The sequence below is a fragment of the Synechococcus sp. W55.1 genome (genome assembly GCF_047461655.1).
Lineage (GTDB): Bacteria > Cyanobacteriota > Cyanobacteriia > Thermostichales > Thermostichaceae > Thermostichus.
The window spans coordinates 39,978-57,293 of the sequence record NZ_JANSHN010000009.1 but is presented as its reverse complement, the minus strand read 5'-3'; the positions used below and the strand labels follow the sequence as shown (position 1 = coordinate 57,293).

Annotated in this window: 16 protein-coding genes; 10 read left to right on the top strand and 6 right to left on the bottom strand. The window is 59.0% G+C overall.

The genetic code is table 11. The features are described from left to right. Window position 1 precedes the first annotated feature (1 nt). Window positions 2–565, bottom strand: coding sequence for a hypothetical protein (locus NW816_RS06215; RefSeq protein ID WP_414408597.1), 564 nt, complete (start codon window positions 563–565; stop codon window positions 2–4). A gap of 137 nt (window positions 566–702) precedes the next feature. Next, window positions 703–3,669: an aminomethyl-transferring glycine dehydrogenase gene (gcvP, locus tag NW816_RS06210; protein WP_414408596.1), complete on the bottom strand. Its 2,967-nt coding sequence runs from the start codon at window positions 3,667–3,669 to the stop codon at window positions 703–705. Between the two features lie 198 nt (window positions 3,670–3,867). Between gcvP and psbU the strand changes: the two genes are divergently transcribed. The 5 genes from psbU to NW816_RS06185 all read left to right on the top strand — a co-directional run bounded on the left by psbU (window position 3,868) and on the right by NW816_RS06185 (window position 8,083). After that, on the top strand, window positions 3,868–4,236 hold the full coding sequence (gene psbU / locus NW816_RS06205; protein WP_414408595.1) for a photosystem II complex extrinsic protein PsbU: 369 nt from the start codon (window positions 3,868–3,870) through the stop codon (window positions 4,234–4,236). A gap of 73 nt (window positions 4,237–4,309) precedes the next feature. After that, window positions 4,310–5,227 carry an Rpn family recombination-promoting nuclease/putative transposase gene (locus NW816_RS06200; protein ID WP_414374380.1) on the top strand — a complete coding sequence of 306 codons (918 nt, stop codon included), beginning with the start codon at window positions 4,310–4,312 and terminating at the stop codon, window positions 5,225–5,227. A gap of 77 nt (window positions 5,228–5,304) precedes the next feature. After that, complete coding sequence (csaB, locus tag NW816_RS06195; protein WP_414374379.1) at window positions 5,305–6,390, top strand: polysaccharide pyruvyl transferase CsaB; 1,086 nt, start codon at window positions 5,305–5,307, stop codon at window positions 6,388–6,390. Between the two features lie 139 nt (window positions 6,391–6,529). After that, on the top strand, window positions 6,530–7,117 hold the full coding sequence (locus NW816_RS06190; RefSeq protein ID WP_414408594.1) for a lysostaphin resistance A-like protein: 588 nt from the start codon (window positions 6,530–6,532) through the stop codon (window positions 7,115–7,117). 174 nt (window positions 7,118–7,291) lie between these two features. Then, on the top strand, window positions 7,292–8,083 hold the full coding sequence (locus tag NW816_RS06185; RefSeq protein ID WP_414408593.1) for an alpha/beta hydrolase: 792 nt from the start codon (window positions 7,292–7,294) through the stop codon (window positions 8,081–8,083). A 79-nt stretch (window positions 8,084–8,162) separates the two neighbouring features. Here the strand turns inward: NW816_RS06185 and NW816_RS06180 are convergent, their stop codons facing one another. Further along, the gene (locus NW816_RS06180) at window positions 8,163–9,218 is read right to left on the bottom strand and encodes a hypothetical protein (RefSeq protein ID WP_414342724.1); all 1,056 of its coding nucleotides are present in this window, start codon (window positions 9,216–9,218) and stop codon (window positions 8,163–8,165) included. A 292-nt stretch (window positions 9,219–9,510) separates the two neighbouring features. Here NW816_RS06180 and NW816_RS06175 point away from each other — a divergent pair, with 292 nt between their 5' ends. Then, window positions 9,511–10,161 carry a peroxiredoxin gene (locus NW816_RS06175; protein ID WP_414408592.1) on the top strand — a complete coding sequence of 217 codons (651 nt, stop codon included), beginning with the start codon at window positions 9,511–9,513 and terminating at the stop codon, window positions 10,159–10,161. A 102-nt stretch (window positions 10,162–10,263) separates the two neighbouring features. On the opposite strand, the gene scpB is transcribed toward NW816_RS06175, so the two are convergent. Continuing rightward, on the bottom strand, window positions 10,264–10,761 hold the full coding sequence (scpB, locus tag NW816_RS06170) for an SMC-Scp complex subunit ScpB (protein WP_414408591.1): 498 nt from the start codon (window positions 10,759–10,761) through the stop codon (window positions 10,264–10,266). A 171-nt stretch (window positions 10,762–10,932) separates the two neighbouring features. Beyond that, on the bottom strand, window positions 10,933–13,089 hold the full coding sequence (locus NW816_RS06165; protein ID WP_414408590.1) for an NAD(P)H-quinone oxidoreductase subunit 5: 2,157 nt from the start codon (window positions 13,087–13,089) through the stop codon (window positions 10,933–10,935). Window positions 13,090–13,425: 336 nt separating this feature from the next. Between NW816_RS06165 and NW816_RS06160 the strand changes: the two genes are divergently transcribed. Continuing rightward, entirely contained in the window at window positions 13,426–13,782 is a 357-nt protein-coding gene (locus NW816_RS06160) for a single-stranded DNA-binding protein (protein WP_414408589.1), read from the top strand. Between the two features lie 25 nt (window positions 13,783–13,807). Here NW816_RS06160 and NW816_RS06155 read toward each other — a convergent pair whose 3' ends face one another. Beyond that, the gene (locus NW816_RS06155; protein WP_414408588.1) at window positions 13,808–14,656 is read right to left on the bottom strand and encodes a cobalt-precorrin-6A reductase; all 849 of its coding nucleotides are present in this window, start codon (window positions 14,654–14,656) and stop codon (window positions 13,808–13,810) included. Between NW816_RS06155 and NW816_RS06150 the strand changes: the two genes are divergently transcribed. Genes NW816_RS06150 through ispG form a run of 3 tightly spaced genes read left to right on the top strand, consistent with a single transcriptional unit; the run spans window position 14,655 to window position 17,316 of the window. Further along, a complete protein-coding gene (locus tag NW816_RS06150) occupies window positions 14,655–15,170 on the top strand; it encodes a bifunctional nuclease family protein (protein ID WP_011431791.1) in 516 nt (171 codons plus the stop codon). The two genes, NW816_RS06155 and NW816_RS06150, sit on opposite strands and share 2 nt — an antisense overlap. A gap of 45 nt (window positions 15,171–15,215) precedes the next feature. Continuing rightward, window positions 15,216–16,037, top strand: coding sequence for an MOSC domain-containing protein (locus NW816_RS06145; protein WP_414381660.1), 822 nt, complete (start codon window positions 15,216–15,218; stop codon window positions 16,035–16,037). 49 nt (window positions 16,038–16,086) lie between these two features. Next, window positions 16,087–17,316 carry a (E)-4-hydroxy-3-methylbut-2-enyl-diphosphate synthase gene (ispG, locus tag NW816_RS06140; RefSeq protein WP_414331679.1) on the top strand — a complete coding sequence of 410 codons (1,230 nt, stop codon included), beginning with the start codon at window positions 16,087–16,089 and terminating at the stop codon, window positions 17,314–17,316.

The following is a 17,316-nucleotide window of genomic DNA, read 5'->3' as shown; positions in this document are numbered from 1 at the left end:
CTCAGGGGAAAGTTGGGGGAGCGAGCTTGGCCGCAGAGAGGTCTTCTGCCGTGGCAGAGGGGGATACGGTGCTCAGCAAAATCAAGATATCGCGATATTCCACCTGATCCGGCCCGCGACGGGGGGATCCCACTTGCACCACCGCCTGTTGGAGAGGCTTTTTGGGGTGGGGGGGAGACTCGAACACCAAGGTGCGGATCCCATTGGCCTGCTCGATGTCCGAGAGGATGTCCCAGCCCCGGCCCCACAGGGTGCGGCGATAGTAGGCGGCAATCGCCTCCAGAGGCTGAGAGGTCTGCAAGATCAGGGAAGCAAGGCCCCCCTCTCGATCCCGAATCTGTCCCGAAGAGATGATGGAAGCGTTGGGCAACTGCAAGTGAGGGGGAAACTGAGGGGGAAGGGCGCGGGCATCTCCTAGGGAAGCCTCAAAGTGCGTGCCATCTTTGCCGATGTGACGCCGCACGGGATCCTGATCCACTTCTTGAGCAACCGGATCAGGCATCTCGCGGCAGGCCACTAGGGATCCCGCCAACAGCCCAAGGGTTAGCCAAGCAAGACTGGGCAAAGAACTCCCTCCCGCTCAAGACGGCCATTCTTTCTCAATCCATTGGCCAGGGATCCCTGACTGGGTTATAGCGGATCCCGCCTTTGGATACAACTGAACCTCCTCTTCTGATTCCGAGCCAGGCTCGAAAGCAGCCATCATTCCTCCAACCAGGGCTGACAACTGCACACCAGGTGGCGATCCCCGTAGGCGTTGTCGATGCGGCTGACGCTGGGCCAGAACTTGTGGGATCTGACCCAGGGGAGCGGGTAGGCAGCCACCGAGCGAGGATAGGGGCGATCCCAGTGGTCGGCAGCCACCACCTCAGCGGTGTGGGGGGCCAACTTGAGGGGATTGCGCACGGGATCCGCTTCCCCCCGCTCAATAGCAGTGATCTCCTGGCGGATGGCAATCATTGCCTCGCAGAAGCGATCTAGCTCCTCCAGAGATTCGCTCTCGGTGGGCTCTACCATCATCGTCCCCGGCACCGGCCAGGAGATGGTGGGGGCGTGGAAGCCATAGTCCATCAAGCGCTTGGCCACATCTTCCACCTCGATGCCGGCGCTTTTTTTCAGGGGGCGCAAATCCAAAATGCACTCGTGGGCTACCCATCCCCCCGGCCCTTTGTAGAGCACCGGGTAGTAGGGATCCAACCGCTTGGCGATGTAGTTGGCGTTGAGGATGGCCACTTGGCTGGCCAGGGTGAGGCCGGCGGATCCCATAAGGCGAATGTAGGCCCAGGAGATGGGCAAAATGCTGGCACTGCCCCACGGGGCAGCGCTGACGGGGCCGTTACAGCCGGGCAAAACAGGATGGCCAGGCAAATAGGGCACAAGGTGGCGGGCCACGGCAATGGGCCCTACCCCCGGCCCACCTCCCCCATGGGGAATGCAGAAGGTCTTGTGCAGGTTGAGGTGGCAGACATCGGCCCCCAGCTCAGCAGGACGGCAGAGGCCCACCTGAGCGTTGAGGTTGGCCCCATCCATGTACACCTGTCCCCCCGCCTCGTGGACGATCTGGCAGATCTGGCGGATCCCTTCCTCAAACACGCCGTGGGTAGAGGGGTAGGTGATCATCAAGGCGGCCAGCCGCTCCCGGTGCTGCTCCACCTTGGCCCGCAGATCCTCAATGTCGATATTGCCGGCTTCATCACAAGCTACGCTCACCACCTGCATCCCCGCCATCACGGCGCTGGCCGGGTTGGTTCCGTGGGCCGAGGTGGGGATCAAGCACACCTGCCGTCGGCCTTCCCCTCTGGCTTGGTGGTAGCGGCGGATGGCCAATAGGCCGGCATATTCCCCCTGAGATCCGGCGTTGGGCTGCAGAGAAACTCCGGCAAAACCGGTGATCTCCGCCAGCATCTTTTCCAACTGGGCAAAAAGGGCTTGATAGCCACGGGCCTGCTCCAGGGGCACAAAAGGATGGAGCTGGGCAAACTCCGGCCAGGTGACCGGCATCATCTCCACCGTGGCGTTCAGCTTCATGGTGCAAGAGCCCAAGGGGATCATGGAATGGGTGAGAGCCAGATCCCGGCTTTGCAGGCGGTGGATATAGCGCAGCAGCTCAGTTTCCGAGTGGTAACGGTTAAATACCGGGTGAGTGAGGTAGGGTGTGGCGCGCAGAAGCTGAGGCGGCAAGCTCTGGCCCAAATCCGGCCCTGGGCTGTCGGGATCCCAAGCTGGCGGTAAGGACTCCGTTCCGCTGCGGGGAAGGGTTCCGGCGAAGATCTCCCACAGATCCCGCAGATCCTGAGTGGTGGTGGCCTCATCCAAGCTGATCCCCAGCGTCCGGTCATCGATCTGGCGGAGGTTGATCTGCCGCTGAGCAGCGCGGGCCTGGATCGCCTGCACCTGCTCTGGAGAAGCTACCTTGACCCAGAAGGTATCGAAGAAATGCTCTGGCCCCACCTCATAACCCAACTGGCAGATCCCAGTGGCCAAGTGATGGGCCTGGCGGTGGATGCGCTCGGCTATGTGTCGCAAGCCGCGGGGGCCGTGGTAGACGGCATACATAGAAGCCATCACCGCCAAAAGCACCTGGGCAGTGCAGATGTTGCTGGTGGCCTTGTCCCGCCGGATGTGCTGCTCGCGGGTCTGCAACGCCAAGCGCAGGGCTGGCTTGCCTTGAGCATCCTGAGAAATCCCCACCAGCCGTCCTGGCAGCAGCCGCTTGTGGGCCTCGCGGGTGGCGAAGTAAGCCGCATGGGGGCCGCCATAGCCCAAAGGCACGCCGAAGCGCTGGGTGGATCCCACCACGATGTCCGCTCCCCACTCTCCTGGGGGTTGCAATAGGGTTAAGCTGAGCAGGTCGGCAGCCACCGCCACCACCATCCCCTTCTGGTGAGCCTGCTCCACCAACTGCCGGTAGTCCCGGATTTCTCCAAAGGTGTTGGGATATTGCAACAGCAGCCCAAAGCCCTTCTCCGGGCAAAACTCCGCCAGATCCGTCACGCGCACCTGGATCCCCAAGGGCTCTGCCCGCGTCTGTACCACGGCAATCGTCTGGGGATGACAGCCCCGATCCACCCAGAAAACTGGGGATCCCCTGCCTGCCAAGGTGTAGGCAAGAGCCATGGCTTCTGCGGCTGCCGTGGCTTCGTCCAGCAGGGAAGCATTGGCGATCTCCATCCCCGTCAGGTCGATCACCATCGTCTGGAAGTTGAGCAGGGCTTCCAACCGTCCCTGGGCAATCTCAGCTTGGTAGGGGGTGTAGGGGGTGTACCAGGCAGGGTTTTCCAGGATGTTGCGCTGAATCACCGGTGGCGTCAGGGTGTTGGAATAGCCCATGCCCAAAAAGGAGCGCCACACCTGGTTCTGGGCCGCCATTGCCTGCAGTTCCGCCAACACCTGCTGCTCAGGGCAAGGGGATCCCAATTGCAAAGGCTGGCTGCTGCGAATGGCCGGCGGCACCGCCTTCTCCACCAGCTCCTGCAGCGAACTCAGCTCCAACACTTGCAACATCTGCCCGATTTGCCGGGCATCCGGCCCAATGTGCCGCCTGAGAAAGAGTTCGGTCTGCTCCAGCAACCCCACATCGGGAGAAGGGGTGGGTTCTGGGATCCCTGTGGATGGATCCCGGCTTGGGGGGTCAAGTCGAGTCGAGTGGAGAAGGGCCAAGTCGGACATGGTGCAATCAGCCGCGAAAGGAATGGCAAGAAAGACTGTCTCCTGATCATAGTTGTTAAAAATTGTTTCTGTCGGGATCCAAATCCTGTCTTGGCCTTCGATTCGGGGTAGAGGGGATGAGACACTAGATGGTCGGAGAATGCTAGCGACCTATACATACAGATGAGCCTTTTGGATTCTGCTTGGAGAAGTGATGCTATGCGTTGGCTGCTGTCCATCTTGGTTCGTATCTTGTTGGTGCTCTGTCTGTGCCTTACTCCCTTGGGGATCCCTGTTGTGGCCAGGGCCGCAGAGCTTCCCGCGGTGAAGCACTTAGACACTCCGATTGACGTGAACAACACCATCTTGCGCAACTACCGCCAACTGCCGGGCTTCTATCCCACCCTGGCTCGCATCCTGGTGAAAAATGCCCCCTACAAGAGCCTGGAAGACATGTTGCAGATCTCAGGCCTGACAGAGCAGCAAAAGGCCCTGATCAAAGCCAACGCCGAGAACTTCGTGTTTGGCGAGTATCAGGAAGGGGCTAACCAACTGGAAAACCGCATCAACCAAGGGTACTACGGCTGATCTCGGCAGAGAGACCCTCGGGAGAAGGGGCTGGTCGTTTTGCCTCTCTGCGGCTTTTTGGGAAAGGGATCCTGTGGCCTACGATAACGTCTGCAAGTACTTGGTGGAATGGTTCCCCGAGTCCTTTGCCCGGTGGCTGCTGGGATCCCCTGTTTCCTTGGCTCAGCTACAGCCGACGGAGCTGTCCACCGAGCCCATCCGAGCGGACTCTCTTATCCTGCTGCGGGCCCAAAACTTAATTTTGCATCTGGAGTTTCAAACCGACCCGGATCCCGATATCCCCTTCCGCATGGCCGACTATTGCCTGCGCCTCTACCGCCGCTATCCTGCCCAGGAAGTGCGGCAGATTGTCATCTACCTGAGAAAAACCCAGTCAGAACGGGCGTACCAAACCTCTTTTCAACGGGGATCCCTTTCTCATCGCTTTGAGGTCTTGCGCCTGTGGGAACAAGATCCGGAGGTGCTATCTCAATATCCAGGACTCCTGCCTTTAGCCGTGTTGGCAGATCCGGAAAACCCGGAGCCGCGACTCCGCCAAGTGGCCAGAGCAATAGCAGAGATAGAGGATCCAAAGCTACGGCAAGAGGTGAAAGCGGCCACTGCTGTTTTGGCAGGATTAACATGGACGCCAGAGGAAATTAGCAGGGTACTGGGAGGTCTGGCTGTGCGGGAATCTGTGATTTACCAGATGTGGCGGGCAGAAGCCCTCAAAGAGGGTCGAGAGGAAGGTCTGCAGCAAGGTCTGCAACAGGGTCTGCAGCAAGGTCTGCAACAGGGTCTGCAACAGGGTCTGCAGCAAGGTCTGCAGCAAGAAGCAGCTCGACTGACTCTGAGTCAACTGCGGCGCAAGCTGGGATCTTTGCCGGAAGACCTGTCTGAAACCATCCGCCTCTTACCTACCGAGCAACTGGAGGCTTTGGCAGAAGCGCTGTTGGACTTCCAAACCCTGGCCGATTTGATCCAATGGCTCAGGGAGTCATCATCCAACTAGGGTTTGCCGTCGCGGCCTTTTCCAACCTCACAGGACTCTGTGGGTGAGTTAGGATCCCTGTTACTCAGATGGACTCGATGAAACGGCCACAGGTTTTGATCTGTGGCTACTACGGCTACGGCAATGCCGGCGATGAGGCGTTGTTGCTGGCTCTCTTACGAGAGCTAGAGCAGTTGCCCAGCCCCGTACAGCCGGTGGTGCTCTCCCGTCGCCCTGCCGAAACGGCTGCCACCTATGGGGTGCTGGCCTATCCGCGCTTCAACAGTTTGGCTTTACGGCGCTGTCTCCAGGAGGCCCAGGCTTTCATCTGGGGTGGAGGTGGCCTGCTGCAGGATCGCACCAGTTGGCGCAGCCCTCTCTACTACCTGGGGGTAATGGGCCTAGCCCAGCGATGGGGGCTAAGAACCGTTGCCTGGGCCCAAGGGATCGGGCCGCTGCAGCGAGGGTGGATTCGTGCACTGGCCCGCCGGTCTCTGGCAGGTTGCACGGCCATTAGTGTGCGGGATGGAGTTGCCTCCCAATGGCTGCAAGAGTGGGGGATCCCTCACCAGGTAGCTCCGGATCCCGTCTGGGATTTACCGTCCAAAACCTTGCCGGAATGGGAAATGTGGCCTCAGCCCCGTATTGCTGTGGTCTTGCGTCCCCATCCGCAACTGACCGGAGCCTGTCTAGAAGCTTTGAGCCAGGGTTTACAGCGTCTCCAGGCTTCCACGGGAGCACATCTTCTCTTCGTGCCCTTCCAGCTAGCCCCTCCCGGATCCCCTGACCTTGGGCCAGACTACCGCTTGGCTCAGCAGCTTCAGCAGCGCCTACCCCACCACAGCCAAGTGCTGGAAATTCGGGATCCCTGTTTGTTGAAAGGAGTCTTTCGGGGCGTCAGGCTGGCGATCACCATGCGCTACCACGGTTTGGTGATGGCGGCGGCAGAGGGCTGCGCCTGTTTTGGTCTCAGCTACGATCCCAAAGTGAAAACACTGCTTCGGGAATTGGGCATGCCCGGCTGGGATGTGCAGGAGATACCCACCGATCCTGAAGCCCTGCACCGAGCCTGGTTGGCTTGCTACTCAGAGGGTTCGGCTCTCAGTCCTGATCAAGTTGCGGTTTGGGTGGAGCAATCGACTCAGCACGGCCAGTTGCTAAAACAGCACCTGAGGTGGGATTGATGAGGTTCCGTGAAGATCGCAGCAGAAGCTGCTGCCCCTGTAGCTCTGTTTCCGAATGCCAGTGCGGATTTCGGTAGCCGTTGTTTTCGAGATCCGCTCTACCCTAAAAAATAGGGTTAAAGTACAGGGATCCCCCTCCATGACTTCCCAGACCCAGCCCTGCACGCGCGAACAGATCTTAAACGGGATGGGCATCACCACCCTGTTCTCGGCTCTCGTTGTGGGTCTCTGGATCGGGCTGGGATCCTCCTTCCCTGTGCCGTTTCGCTGGGATCCCCTGGCCTTGGCGTGGGGAACGGGGCTGGGGCTAGGGGTGGCTCTGCTCAGCGGGGGGGTTTACCGGTTCTGGCCGGCTTATCGTCGGGCAGCCACTGCCTATTTACACTGGGTGGCGGATCCCTTGCGGTGGGGAGATGTCTTTTGGGTGGGCCTGCTGCCGGGCTGGAGCGAGGAATGGCTGTTTCGCGGCGTGTTGATGTCCCTGCTGGTGGCCAGCCCCTTGGGGTGGACAGGCGGGATCCTCCTGAGTGGCCTCTTGTTTGGCGTCTTGCATTGGTTGGGATGGCAAGGCTGGCCTTATGCCGTCTGGGCCGGTGGGGTCGGCATCCTCATGGGGATCGGCTTGTGGCTGTCGGGAAACCTGTTGGTCACCATTGTCGCCCACACCCTTGTCAACTGGATTGGGGTTTGTGCCTGGAAATGCTTTTTCTCTCAAGCGGAGCCCTGAAGGATGCAGTTTTCCTGCTCCCCTCTTCCCTTATGGGAAAGGGGTTGCCTGTAAGCAGCGCAGAACCTTGGGCAAGTGCCGCAAATTGAGCTTAACTTACTTGTCGATGCCTTCCTGTCAATGCCCCACCGAGATCTCCTACAACTAGTTTGGGGATCCTTCCCATGGCTGCGCGTGGGGCGATCCTTGCTGCTGGTCGGGCTGGTGGTGTACGGCTACCTGCTCTGGCTGGGCTGGTTTCAATCGGAGCGGCTGATCTTTCTGCCCCAGCCCGCCAGCTATCGAGATGGGGACGCCATTCTCAAGCTCACGACCTCTGATAGGCTGCAGATTTCAGCGGTATATCTGCCCAATCCGGCTGCTGCTTATACCCTCCTCTATAGCCATGGCAACGCTGAAGACTTGGGGGATATCCTGCCCCGCTTGGTGCACCTGCAGCAGGCTGGGTTTGCCGTCTTGGCCTACGACTACCGCGGTTACGGCACCAGCGAAGGGATCCCTTCCGAGGCCGGCGCTTACAAAGATATCGAGGCCGCTTACACTTACCTAGTTGCCCAAGGGATCCCGCCGGAGCGGATCTTGGTCTATGGAAGATCAGTAGGGGGCGGGCCCTCGGTTTACCTGGCAGCGCAAAAACCAGTGGGCGGCCTGATCCTGGAATCTACTTTCGTGACTGCCTTCCGCGTCTTGACGCGCATCCCGCTGCTGCCCTTCGATCGCTTCGATAACCTCAGCCGCATGGCCAAGATCAATTGCCCGCTGCTGATTTTGCACGGCACCCATGATCGTTTGATCCCCTTTTGGCACGCTGAAACCCTTTATCAAGCAGCGAGGGATCCCAAACGCTTGGTGCCCATCGAGGGAGCCGATCACAACAACTTGCTGCAGGTGGCCAGAGAGCGCTATGTCACCATCCTGCACCAATTCGTAGCCGAGCTGGTGGATCCCAAGCTGCAGGCAGGCTGAGCAGCAACTGCCAATGTTCCCTTCCTTGCGTAACTGGGAGGTCGCGAGCGGGAATAGGAATGGTGGCGTTAACTGGCCTTTAAGCTTTTTGAGCCAGCAATTCTTGCAACAGATTCTGCGCCGTCTCCATAAAGCGCATCACATCGGGATGATGGCTCCAGATGGGGTCATTTTCAGGAAAAACCTCCAGCGAGAACATACCCTGCACTGCCTGGAGGTAGGGCAGCAGGACGGCATAGCTGGCCTGGCTGAGACCAGACCTCAGAACCTTATCCAAGAGCTTGAGCATCTGCCGTACCAGCTCCCAGCTCACTTTCAAAGGGGGGTAGAGCATCACACAGAGGGGAAACAGCTCCTGCTGGATAGCCGCCATGCTGCCTTCTAGGGCACAGAGGCCCAAGTACACCTGAAACATCTCCACATCGCGGATGCTGGAAATCCGCACGTTCAGATCTGTCAAGGGACCGCTTTCGCAGTGATAGTCCGGAAAACGTTGGGCTACCTCGGCACAAATGGACTCTGCCACGCTGGTAACCAGGGGCAAGAGCTCTTGAATAGCAGCCAAAGGCGCAGAAAAGTGATCGCCTGCCTGGGCGGCAGCGGCCTCGTACATCCTCTGCAAAGGCATGTACAGGTGGTCATCCATAACCTTCAAGTAGGGGTGGAAGAGACCCCGCTCCTGGGGCAGCAGAGCCTGCAGGACCATTTGCCCCGTGTAGTGAAATTGCATGCTTAAAAAGCCAAGTACCCGCGGATCCGGCTTGCTGTAGCGAGCCCGCAGCTGGCCACAAGATGGCGCGATCTTTACCGAAAAGCGGGCTGGTGAGAGGCCCTCCCCACAACTTGCTGCTGCCTTTTCAAATAACTCCTGGGAATCCTCGGCAATTTGCCAGGGATCAATCAAGTCCGGATCCAGCCGCTGCCTCGGTATTTCAGCAGCCAAGAGCCGCTCCGTCTTCGCCCAGGCCTGGGAGCTGGCAAAGCGCAAAGATCCCTTCACCTTGTCAGCTAGAGGGGCGCCTGGCAGCTCGCCCAAGGCAGCCTGTGCCCGTAGCTTGTCTACATATTTTTGCGCCCACAGGGTGGCCAAGCTGCAAGGTGTAACGGTTTCTGCGTCTTGCCTCAATTCTTCCATGGCCTACCTTACGTCAGAGGATCTAGTGCTACCTAGCATACTTCTAGGGGGCTACCGCTGCAGCAAAGAACTTAAGGAACGTTAAGATCCGCGCAGCAATTGTTTACGTTCTGCCTGGGCGCAAGGCGTCAGGGAAGAGGAGGAGCACTCCCTCCCGCCAGCAAGAATCTTAAAATCACCTGCAATCCGCTCGGAAAAGTGGAGTTATGTGGCAAGATCGGGAGGGATCGGATCGAAGGATTCGGATCCCTGTCTCACCGGATTGAACCCTTTTACGGAGGATCAAGAGCGTATGTCTCTCCGACTTGGCGATACTGCTCCCAATTTCACGCAAAAGTCCACCCACGGCGAAATTGACTTCTACTCTTGGGCTGGAGATAGCTGGGTGGTGCTGTTCTCTCACCCCGCCGATTACACGCCGGTCTGCACCACGGAGCTAGGCACTGTTGCGAAGCTGATGCCCGAATTTGAAAAGCGGGGTGTGAAGGTGATCGCCCTCAGTGTGGACGATGTGGACTCCCACGTCGGCTGGGTAAAAGACATCGAGGAAACCCAGAACGCCACCCTGAACTATCCCATCTTGGCGGATGCAGACCGCAAGGTTTCTCAGCTCTACGACATGTTGGATCAAACCAACATCAACCAAGAAGGGCTGCCCCTGACGGTGCGCTCGGTGTTCATCATCGATCCCAACAAGAAGATACGCCTCATTCTTACCTACCCGGCCAGCACAGGCCGCAACTTCGACGAGCTCCTGCGGGTGATCGATGCCCTGCAGTTGACGGATAAGTATAACGTTGTCACTCCCGCCGACTGGAAAGACGGTGACGATGTCATCATTCCGCCTTCGCTGAAAGATCCGGAAGTGCTGAAAGAGAAGTTCCCAAAAGGCTACAAGGAAATTAAGCCCTATTTGCGGGTCACCCCTCAGCCTAATAAGTAGTAAAAGCCCGAACACCAACTTTGACAGGCGCTTGAGAAGGGATCCCTTCGTCGGGTAAAGCTGGGATCCTTTTGGTCTGGATCCCCTTATCGGGGATCCTTTTTACTGTTCGGGGAAGGAGGCTGCCTCTGCTGCTTTTTTGGCCAGCTCATCTACTGTGAAGTAGCGATGAAATTTATCCGTCACGCGCAACCAAGGGGAACGGCAGCCTTCTTTGCGATAGCGGGTAACGAAGCCTTTTTCTACCAGCTCTGCCACGTGCTGATAAGCACCTTGACCGCGCAACTCCACCAAATCGGCTTGCGAGAGGGGGCCACGCAGAATGATTGTAGCCAGGGTACGGGTAGCACCCACCCCAATTTCAGGGGGTAAAAGCTGGTTGGCCAGCTCCAAAAACGGCTCCCGCAACTGCAGGGCAAACCCCTCCTCCACCTGTAAGACCTCCAAGGCAGAATCGCGATGGGCATAGTCTTCCATTAATTCCAGCAGCGCATCGTAGGCTTCGTCGCGACTGCAATGGGCCAACTGGGCCAGGGCGGATAGCTCCAGGGGCTGCCCTTTTAAGTAGAGGATCGCTTCGATCTGATTTTTCAGGGCCAAGACACGCTCCCTCTGACCTTGCCTTTCCGCCAACAAGGGATGCGAAATCGACTTAAGAGAACGCGGGGCCATTGCAACAAGGGATCCGCTCAACTTGCTCCGTAGCATAGCAGCAGTTCTAGGCTGAGGGATCCCTTGGCCAAGCGGGCCGGATCCATCCTCGCCTTCGAGCTAGAACCCTACCCCTGATGCCACCACCATCACCACCACCGCTGCAAAGATAATCAAAGCGTAAAACTGGGCCTTGCCGCTCTCCAGGTATTTCATCGCCTCGCCGCTCACCATGGTCACCAAGCCCGTCAGGTTGACCACACCATCCACAATGCGGCTGTCCACCTCCAGCGCCTCCCGTGCCACGAAGCGGGTGCCCTGCACAAAGACTCGCTCATAGAGGTCGTCAATGTACCACTTGTTGAGGGAGAAGTAGTAGAGCGGTTGCAGGCTTTGGGGGAAGGTGCCCGGGTCGATGCGCTTTTGCCAGTAGATCAAGCTGGCCAAAGTGATGCCGATCAGCCCAATGCCCACGGAGCTACCCGCCATGATCAGAAACTCTGCCCAATCGAAATGGCCCGCCAGCACCTCCTGCCACTCTGCTGCCACCAGCGGCAAAATCGAGCCTGCCTCCGCCACAGACTCAGCCGGCGGGTGGATGAAAGCTTCAAAGAAGTTGGCAAAAGGGGTGCCCACCAGGCCAATCAGCACAGAAGGGATGGCCAGAGCCAACAGCGGGAAGGTCATCGACCAAGGGGACTCATGGGGCTCTGAGGCGTGGCCATGCCCATCGTGTAGGTTTTCCTGAGCTTCAGGATGGCTGCTGGGCTGGGGTTTTTCTTGAATGTTCATGGCTCCGGGGCCAAAGGCCGGCTGTTTCCCCGCGAAAACATAGGCAAAAGCCGGCACAGGACGACCCGCGCTGACAGCCACCTCCTGCCGCAGTCTCAGGTTGGTGCCTCGAAACTCCCCTTCAAAGGTGAGGAAATAGATGCGAAACATGTAGAAGGCAGTGATGCCGGCGGTGAGGAAGCCCACCCCCCACAAAGCTGGGTTCCGTTCAAAAACAGCGCCCAAGATCTCATCCTTAGACCAAAAGCCGGCGAAAGGCGGGATCCCACAAATGGCCAACGTGCCGATCAAAAACGTGATGGCCGTAACCGGCATGTATTTGCGCAACCCCCCCATCAGGCGCATGTCTTGGGCCAAAACCGGGTCATGGCCGACCACCGCTTCCATGCCGTGGATAACTGAGCCAGAGCACAAAAAGAGCATCGCCTTAAAGTAGGCGTGCGTCATCAGGTGAAACAGGCCCGCCCCATAGGCGCCGCACCCCATGGCCATGACCATGTAGCCCAGCTGGGAAATGGTGGAGTAGGCCAAGCCTTTTTTGATGTCGTTTTGGGTGATGGCAATGGTGGCCCCCAAGAAGGCTGTGCCCGCCCCCGTCCAGGCGATGATGTCCATGGCCACCGGGATCCCTTCCAGCACCGGGAACATGCGGGCCAAGAGGAATACCCCAGCCGCCACCATCGTGGCTGCGTGGATGAGAGCGGAAATGGGCGTGGGGCCCTCCATGGCATCCGGCAACCACACATGCAGGGGGAACTGAGCGGACTTGGCCACCGGCCCCAAGAACACCAACACCGCAAACAGGGCAATTAAGCTGCTGCTCACCGCTCCGGCAGCCAACATCTCCTGCAAGTTGCGCCCGATCTCGTTGAACGCGAAGGTGCCGGAAATCCAGTAAAAGCCCAAAATGCCCAACAGCAGGCCGAAATCTCCCACCCGGTTGACCACAAACGCCTTTTGCGCTGCTTCTGCCGCCGCCTGCCGGTCGTGCCAAAAGCCGATGAGCAGGTAGGAGCACATCCCCACCAGCTCCCAGAAGATATAGATCTGCACCAGGTTGGGGCTGACCACCAAGCCCAGCATCGAGGAGCTAAATAAGCTCAGGTAGGCGTAGAAACGCACATAGCCGGGATCGTGGGCCATGTAGCCATGGGAGTAGATCTGCACCAGAAAGGCCACCGTGGTCACCACCACCAGCATCATGGCACTCAGGTGATCCACGACAAAGCCCATGTCCACCGAGAAGGATCCCGCCTGGGCCCAGGTGAGGGTTCTGAGGACGGTTTCGTGCCCTTGCACCTGGCTGACCAAAAGGGCAAAGGCATGAACCATCGCCGTCCCGGTCGCGAACACGCTCAAAAAGGCAGCCAAAGAGCGGTTGGCCCTTGTCCAGGCGTTGAACATCAGGATACCTAAGCCGAGGAGAAAGGCTGCCACCAAAGGATAGACGGGGATCAACCAGGCGTATGTGTAGATGAATTCCATGGGAAATGCTTCCGAATGCGTCCTCTCACAGCAACGAACCTGCTCTGCTAGCCCTGCAATTGGCCGGTGGGAGTGTCTGGTGGGCTGGCATTTGCTCAACTGCTTCTGCCATTGTAAACTTTTACGACAGGGTGCGGAGCCGGATCCCGAGCATCAAGTCCATCAGAGCAGAGGCTTTTCCCGCAGATCAACCGGGATCCCCGCAGTTGAATCTGTAGATATCCTAAAGAATCGGCTCTGAGCCGAAGCCGACGGTCGCAGGCCAAAAGATGACAGGGATCCCTTGCGAGCGCTACAACAAAGGCTAGATCTCTCAGCGGTCTGGAGAAGCTGCCCATGAGCTTGAACCTGGTGACCTTGGTGGGGCGAGCCGGCATGGATCCGGAGGTGCGCTACTTTGAGTCAGGCAAGGTGGTCTGTACTTTTAGCTTGGCGGTCAACCGATTCCGCAAAGGGGAAGACAAGCCTGATTGGTTTAACCTGGAGCTGTGGGGCCGCACTGCCGAGGTGGCCGGAGAGTATGTGCGCAAAGGCAGCCTCATCGGGGTAACGGGCAGCCTCAAGTTCGATCGCTGGACAGACAAATCCACCGGAGAAGAGCGCCAGAGACCCATCATCGCTGTGGATCGGCTGGAATTGCTGGGATCCCGTCAAGACCGCGACTCCAACCTGCCCCCCGAAGAGCCGTTTTGACCCGTTGGACTGGAGCTGGGCAACCTCAAGGTCCCGCTCCTTCCAAGCATCGCCTACAGGCCTGCACCACTGCTGTCAAATCCTGGCTGCACCAGGGATAGTCCAACGGGGGTCGCCGGATCACCCACAGAGGGATCCCCAGGGTTTTGGCCACTGCCTGTTTGATCCCCAGCCCGCCTGCTTCCCCAGAGGCTTTGCTGATCACCACCTGAGGGCTGAGCTGTTGCCAAAGCTGCAGTTCTTGCTCAAAGCTGAGGGGTAAGCGCATCCCAATCACCCGCTCGGCAGGGATCCCCGTTTGCACCGCCTGGGAAACCGATTCCGGCAGCACCCGCGCCCACAGTTGGCAGCGGTCTTGCCAAGGCACAAACAGGGGCAGCACCTTCACTCCCACCGTCAACAGCACCCGCCGCCCCGCCAGCACCGCCTCTGTGAGCACCCCCTGCCAGTCCGGCACCACCTGGACCCAGGGATCCAGCTCCAGAGGAGGGCGTTCGTAGCGCAGGTAGGGGATCCTCAGTTGAGCCGTCACCTGGATGGCCAGTTGCGAGATTTGCTGGGCAAAAGGATGAGAGGCATCCACCACTACGCGGATCCGGCACTCTTGCAGGAATTGTTCCAGAGATGGCGGCGAAAATCGGGTGACCACCACCTGACCGGGCAAATCCTGATACAGCCTTCTGGCCCCTTCAGTGGTGACGGTTGCCACCCAAGGGATCCCCTGCCGGCTGAGGGCGTCGGCCAAGCTGCGGCTCTCGCTGGTGCCCCCGATCAAAGCCACTTCAACTGGACTACCAACTGAGCTCATGGTGTGTTGCCAAACTTTGACGCCCGTAGATACGATCAAGATCACCGGCTGGAGGCAATTGCTCATGATCGAGATGCATGTGGCTGGGATTGCGGTCGATGCCGTCAACCAAAACCCCATTGTCATCCTGCGCGATGGCAGTGAGCGTCGTGCCCTGCCCATTTGGGTGGGAAAAGCAGAGGCCAACGCCATTTTGCAGGCCCTGGACGACCAAAAGCCACTGCGCCCCATGACCCATGATCTCATCCTCAATTCCTGGAAGACGTGGGGGATCAAGCTGGAGCGAGTCATCATTCACGCGTTGCTGGATAACACCTTCTACGCGGTGCTCGTCACCGTGAATGGTGACAAAAAACAAGAGATCGACTGCCGCCCCAGCGACGCCATTGCCCTCGCTCTGCGGGCCCATGTTCCCATCTGGACGGTGGAAGAGGTCATTGCGGAAGCCTCGATCCCCATGAACCAGGATGCCGACGAGGCGGAGCGGGAGGCCTTTCGCAAGTTTGTAGAAAATGTAACCCCCAGAGACTTTATCCGCAGCTACCCCATGACCGACCATCCCACCGAAGCCGACAGTTAAGCAGCTAAGGCGGATCCCACCCCCAGGGATCCCGGCAGACAGGCCATGCCCCAGGTTGCCAGGTTAACGGTCTATCCCATCAAGTCCCTGGATGGGATCTCTTTGTCTGAGGTGAGGCTGACGGCAGGGGGGACTTTGGAGGGGGATCGGCGCTACGCCCTGGTGGATGCGGAGGGAAAGCGGGTGAACGGCAAGCGCCATGCTGCGGTCCACCGCCTGCGGGCCCGGTTTGATCCCCAGTTGGGCCAGGTGCAGTTGTGGGGGGATGGCAAGACGGCCCAGTTTGACCTGCAGCAGCAGCGGGATGCTTTACAAACTTGGCTCAGCCACTGGTTGGGCTTTCCGGTGCAACTGCTGGAGGATCCTGTCAGGGGATTTCCAGACGATCCCTATGCCGACGGCCCCACCCTGATCAGCACAGCCACTCTGGAGACGGTGGCCGGTTGGTTCCCCAACTTGACCCTGGAAGCGGTTCGGCAGCGCTTTCGCATGAATATCGAGCTGTCGGATTGCTCTGCCTTTTGGGAGGATCGTCTCTTTGCCCGCGCAGATCAAGGGGTGCGCTTTCGCATTGGGGAAGTGGAGCTGCTGGGCCTCAACCCCTGCGCCCGCTGTGTGGTGCCCACCCGGGATCCCCTGAGCGGAGAGGCCTATCCCGGTTTTCAAAAGCACTTCGTAGCGCAACGGCAGAAAACCTTGCCACCCTGGGCCGAAGCCAGCCGCTTTGACCATTTCTATCGCCTTGGGATCAATACGTGGATCCCGAGAACGGAGGCGGGCAAGCACCTGAGGGTTGGGGATCCCGTCGAAATCCTCGGGGTTGAACCCCTCAGCCTTTACCCTGAGCTGAATCGAACCCCAGGTTAGTTTCCGACCTACAATCAAGCTAGAGCAGCTCTTTTGGCTTGACCAAGCTATGCAAACCCTGGATCGGCCCAACGCCCCCACCCAGCAGCCCTACCCAGAACCGGTCTATCCCCGTCGCCCCACCCGTACGGTGGCCGTAGCCGATGTGTTGATCGGCAGCCAGCACCCGGTGGTGGTACAGTCCATGATCAACGAGGACACCCTCGACATCGACGCAGCAGTAGCCGGGATCCGCCGTCTGCACGAGGCAGGCTCAGAGATTGTGCGGGTTACCGTTCCCAGCATGGCCCATGCCAAGGCGATGGAGGCGATTCGGGAGAAGCTGATCCAAACCTACAAGCCCGTGCCTTTGGTAGCCGATGTCCATCACAACGGCATCAAGATCGCCCTGGAGGTGGCCAAATACGTGGACAAGGTGCGCATCAATCCGGGGTTGTTCATCTTTGAAAAACCTCAGCCCGGTCGCACAGAATATACCCAGGCGGAATTTGAGGCCATTCGTAACAAAATCCGGGAAACCTTCACCCCCCTTGTCCAGACCCTCAAAGCCCAGAACAAAGCCCTGCGCATCGGGGTAAATCATGGATCCCTGGCAGAGCGGATGCTCTTCACCTACGGGGATACGCCTGAGGGCATGGTGGAGTCGGCCCTGGAATTTGCCCAAATCTGCGCCGAGCAAGACTTTCACAATGTGGTGCTTTCCTTCAAGGCCTCCCGCCCGCAGGTCATGTTGGCGGCCTACCGGCTGGCAGCCCGTCGCTTCGATGCCCTGGGCCTGAATTACCCCTTCCACTTAGGTGTCACCGAGGCGGGCGATGGAGAATATGGGCGCATCAAGTCGGCGGTGGGGATCGGAACCCTCTTGGCTGAAGGGATCGGCGACACGATTCGGGTTTCTCTTACGGAAGCGCCGGAAAAGGAGATCCCGGTGGCCTACGGCATTTTGCAAGCTCTGAACCTGCGCAAAACCATGGTGGAGTATGTGGCCTGCCCTTCTTGTGGCCGCACCCTGTTCAATTTGGAGGAAGTGCTGCAGAAGGTGCGCGCCGCAACCCAGCACCTGGTGGGGCTGGACATTGCCGTGATGGGCTGCATTGTCAATGGGCCGGGAGAGATGGCCGACGCCGACTACGGCTACGTGGGCAAGACGCCGGGGGTGATCTCTCTCTACCGCGGCAAAGAGGAAGTGAAAAGGGTGCCGGAATCGGAAGGTGTCCAGGCGCTGATCGATTTGATCAAAGCCGATGGGCGCTGGGTGGATCCCCCTTCTTCCCATTAA

Coding starts and splice junctions, on each gene's coding strand:
- ispG (WP_414331679.1), top strand. CDS start 16,087: ATGCAAACCCTGGATCGGCCCAACGCCCCCACCCAGCAGCCCTACCCA.
- csaB (WP_414374379.1), top strand. CDS start 5,305: ATGAAACGGCCACAGGTTTTGATCTGTGGCTACTACGGCTACGGCAAT.
- NW816_RS06190 (WP_414408594.1), top strand. CDS start 6,530: ATGACTTCCCAGACCCAGCCCTGCACGCGCGAACAGATCTTAAACGGG.
- psbU (WP_414408595.1), top strand. CDS start 3,868: ATGCGTTGGCTGCTGTCCATCTTGGTTCGTATCTTGTTGGTGCTCTGT.
- NW816_RS06165 (WP_414408590.1), bottom strand. CDS start 13,089: ATGGAATTCATCTACACATACGCCTGGTTGATCCCCGTCTATCCTTTG.
- NW816_RS06155 (WP_414408588.1), bottom strand. CDS start 14,656: ATGAGCAATTGCCTCCAGCCGGTGATCTTGATCGTATCTACGGGCGTC.
- gcvP (WP_414408596.1), bottom strand. CDS start 3,669: ATGTCCGACTTGGCCCTTCTCCACTCGACTCGACTTGACCCCCCAAGC.
- NW816_RS06145 (WP_414381660.1), top strand. CDS start 15,216: ATGCCCCAGGTTGCCAGGTTAACGGTCTATCCCATCAAGTCCCTGGAT.
- NW816_RS06160 (WP_414408589.1), top strand. CDS start 13,426: ATGAGCTTGAACCTGGTGACCTTGGTGGGGCGAGCCGGCATGGATCCG.
- NW816_RS06175 (WP_414408592.1), top strand. CDS start 9,511: ATGTCTCTCCGACTTGGCGATACTGCTCCCAATTTCACGCAAAAGTCC.
- NW816_RS06150 (WP_011431791.1), top strand. CDS start 14,655: ATGATCGAGATGCATGTGGCTGGGATTGCGGTCGATGCCGTCAACCAA.
- NW816_RS06180 (WP_414342724.1), bottom strand. CDS start 9,218: ATGGAAGAATTGAGGCAAGACGCAGAAACCGTTACACCTTGCAGCTTG.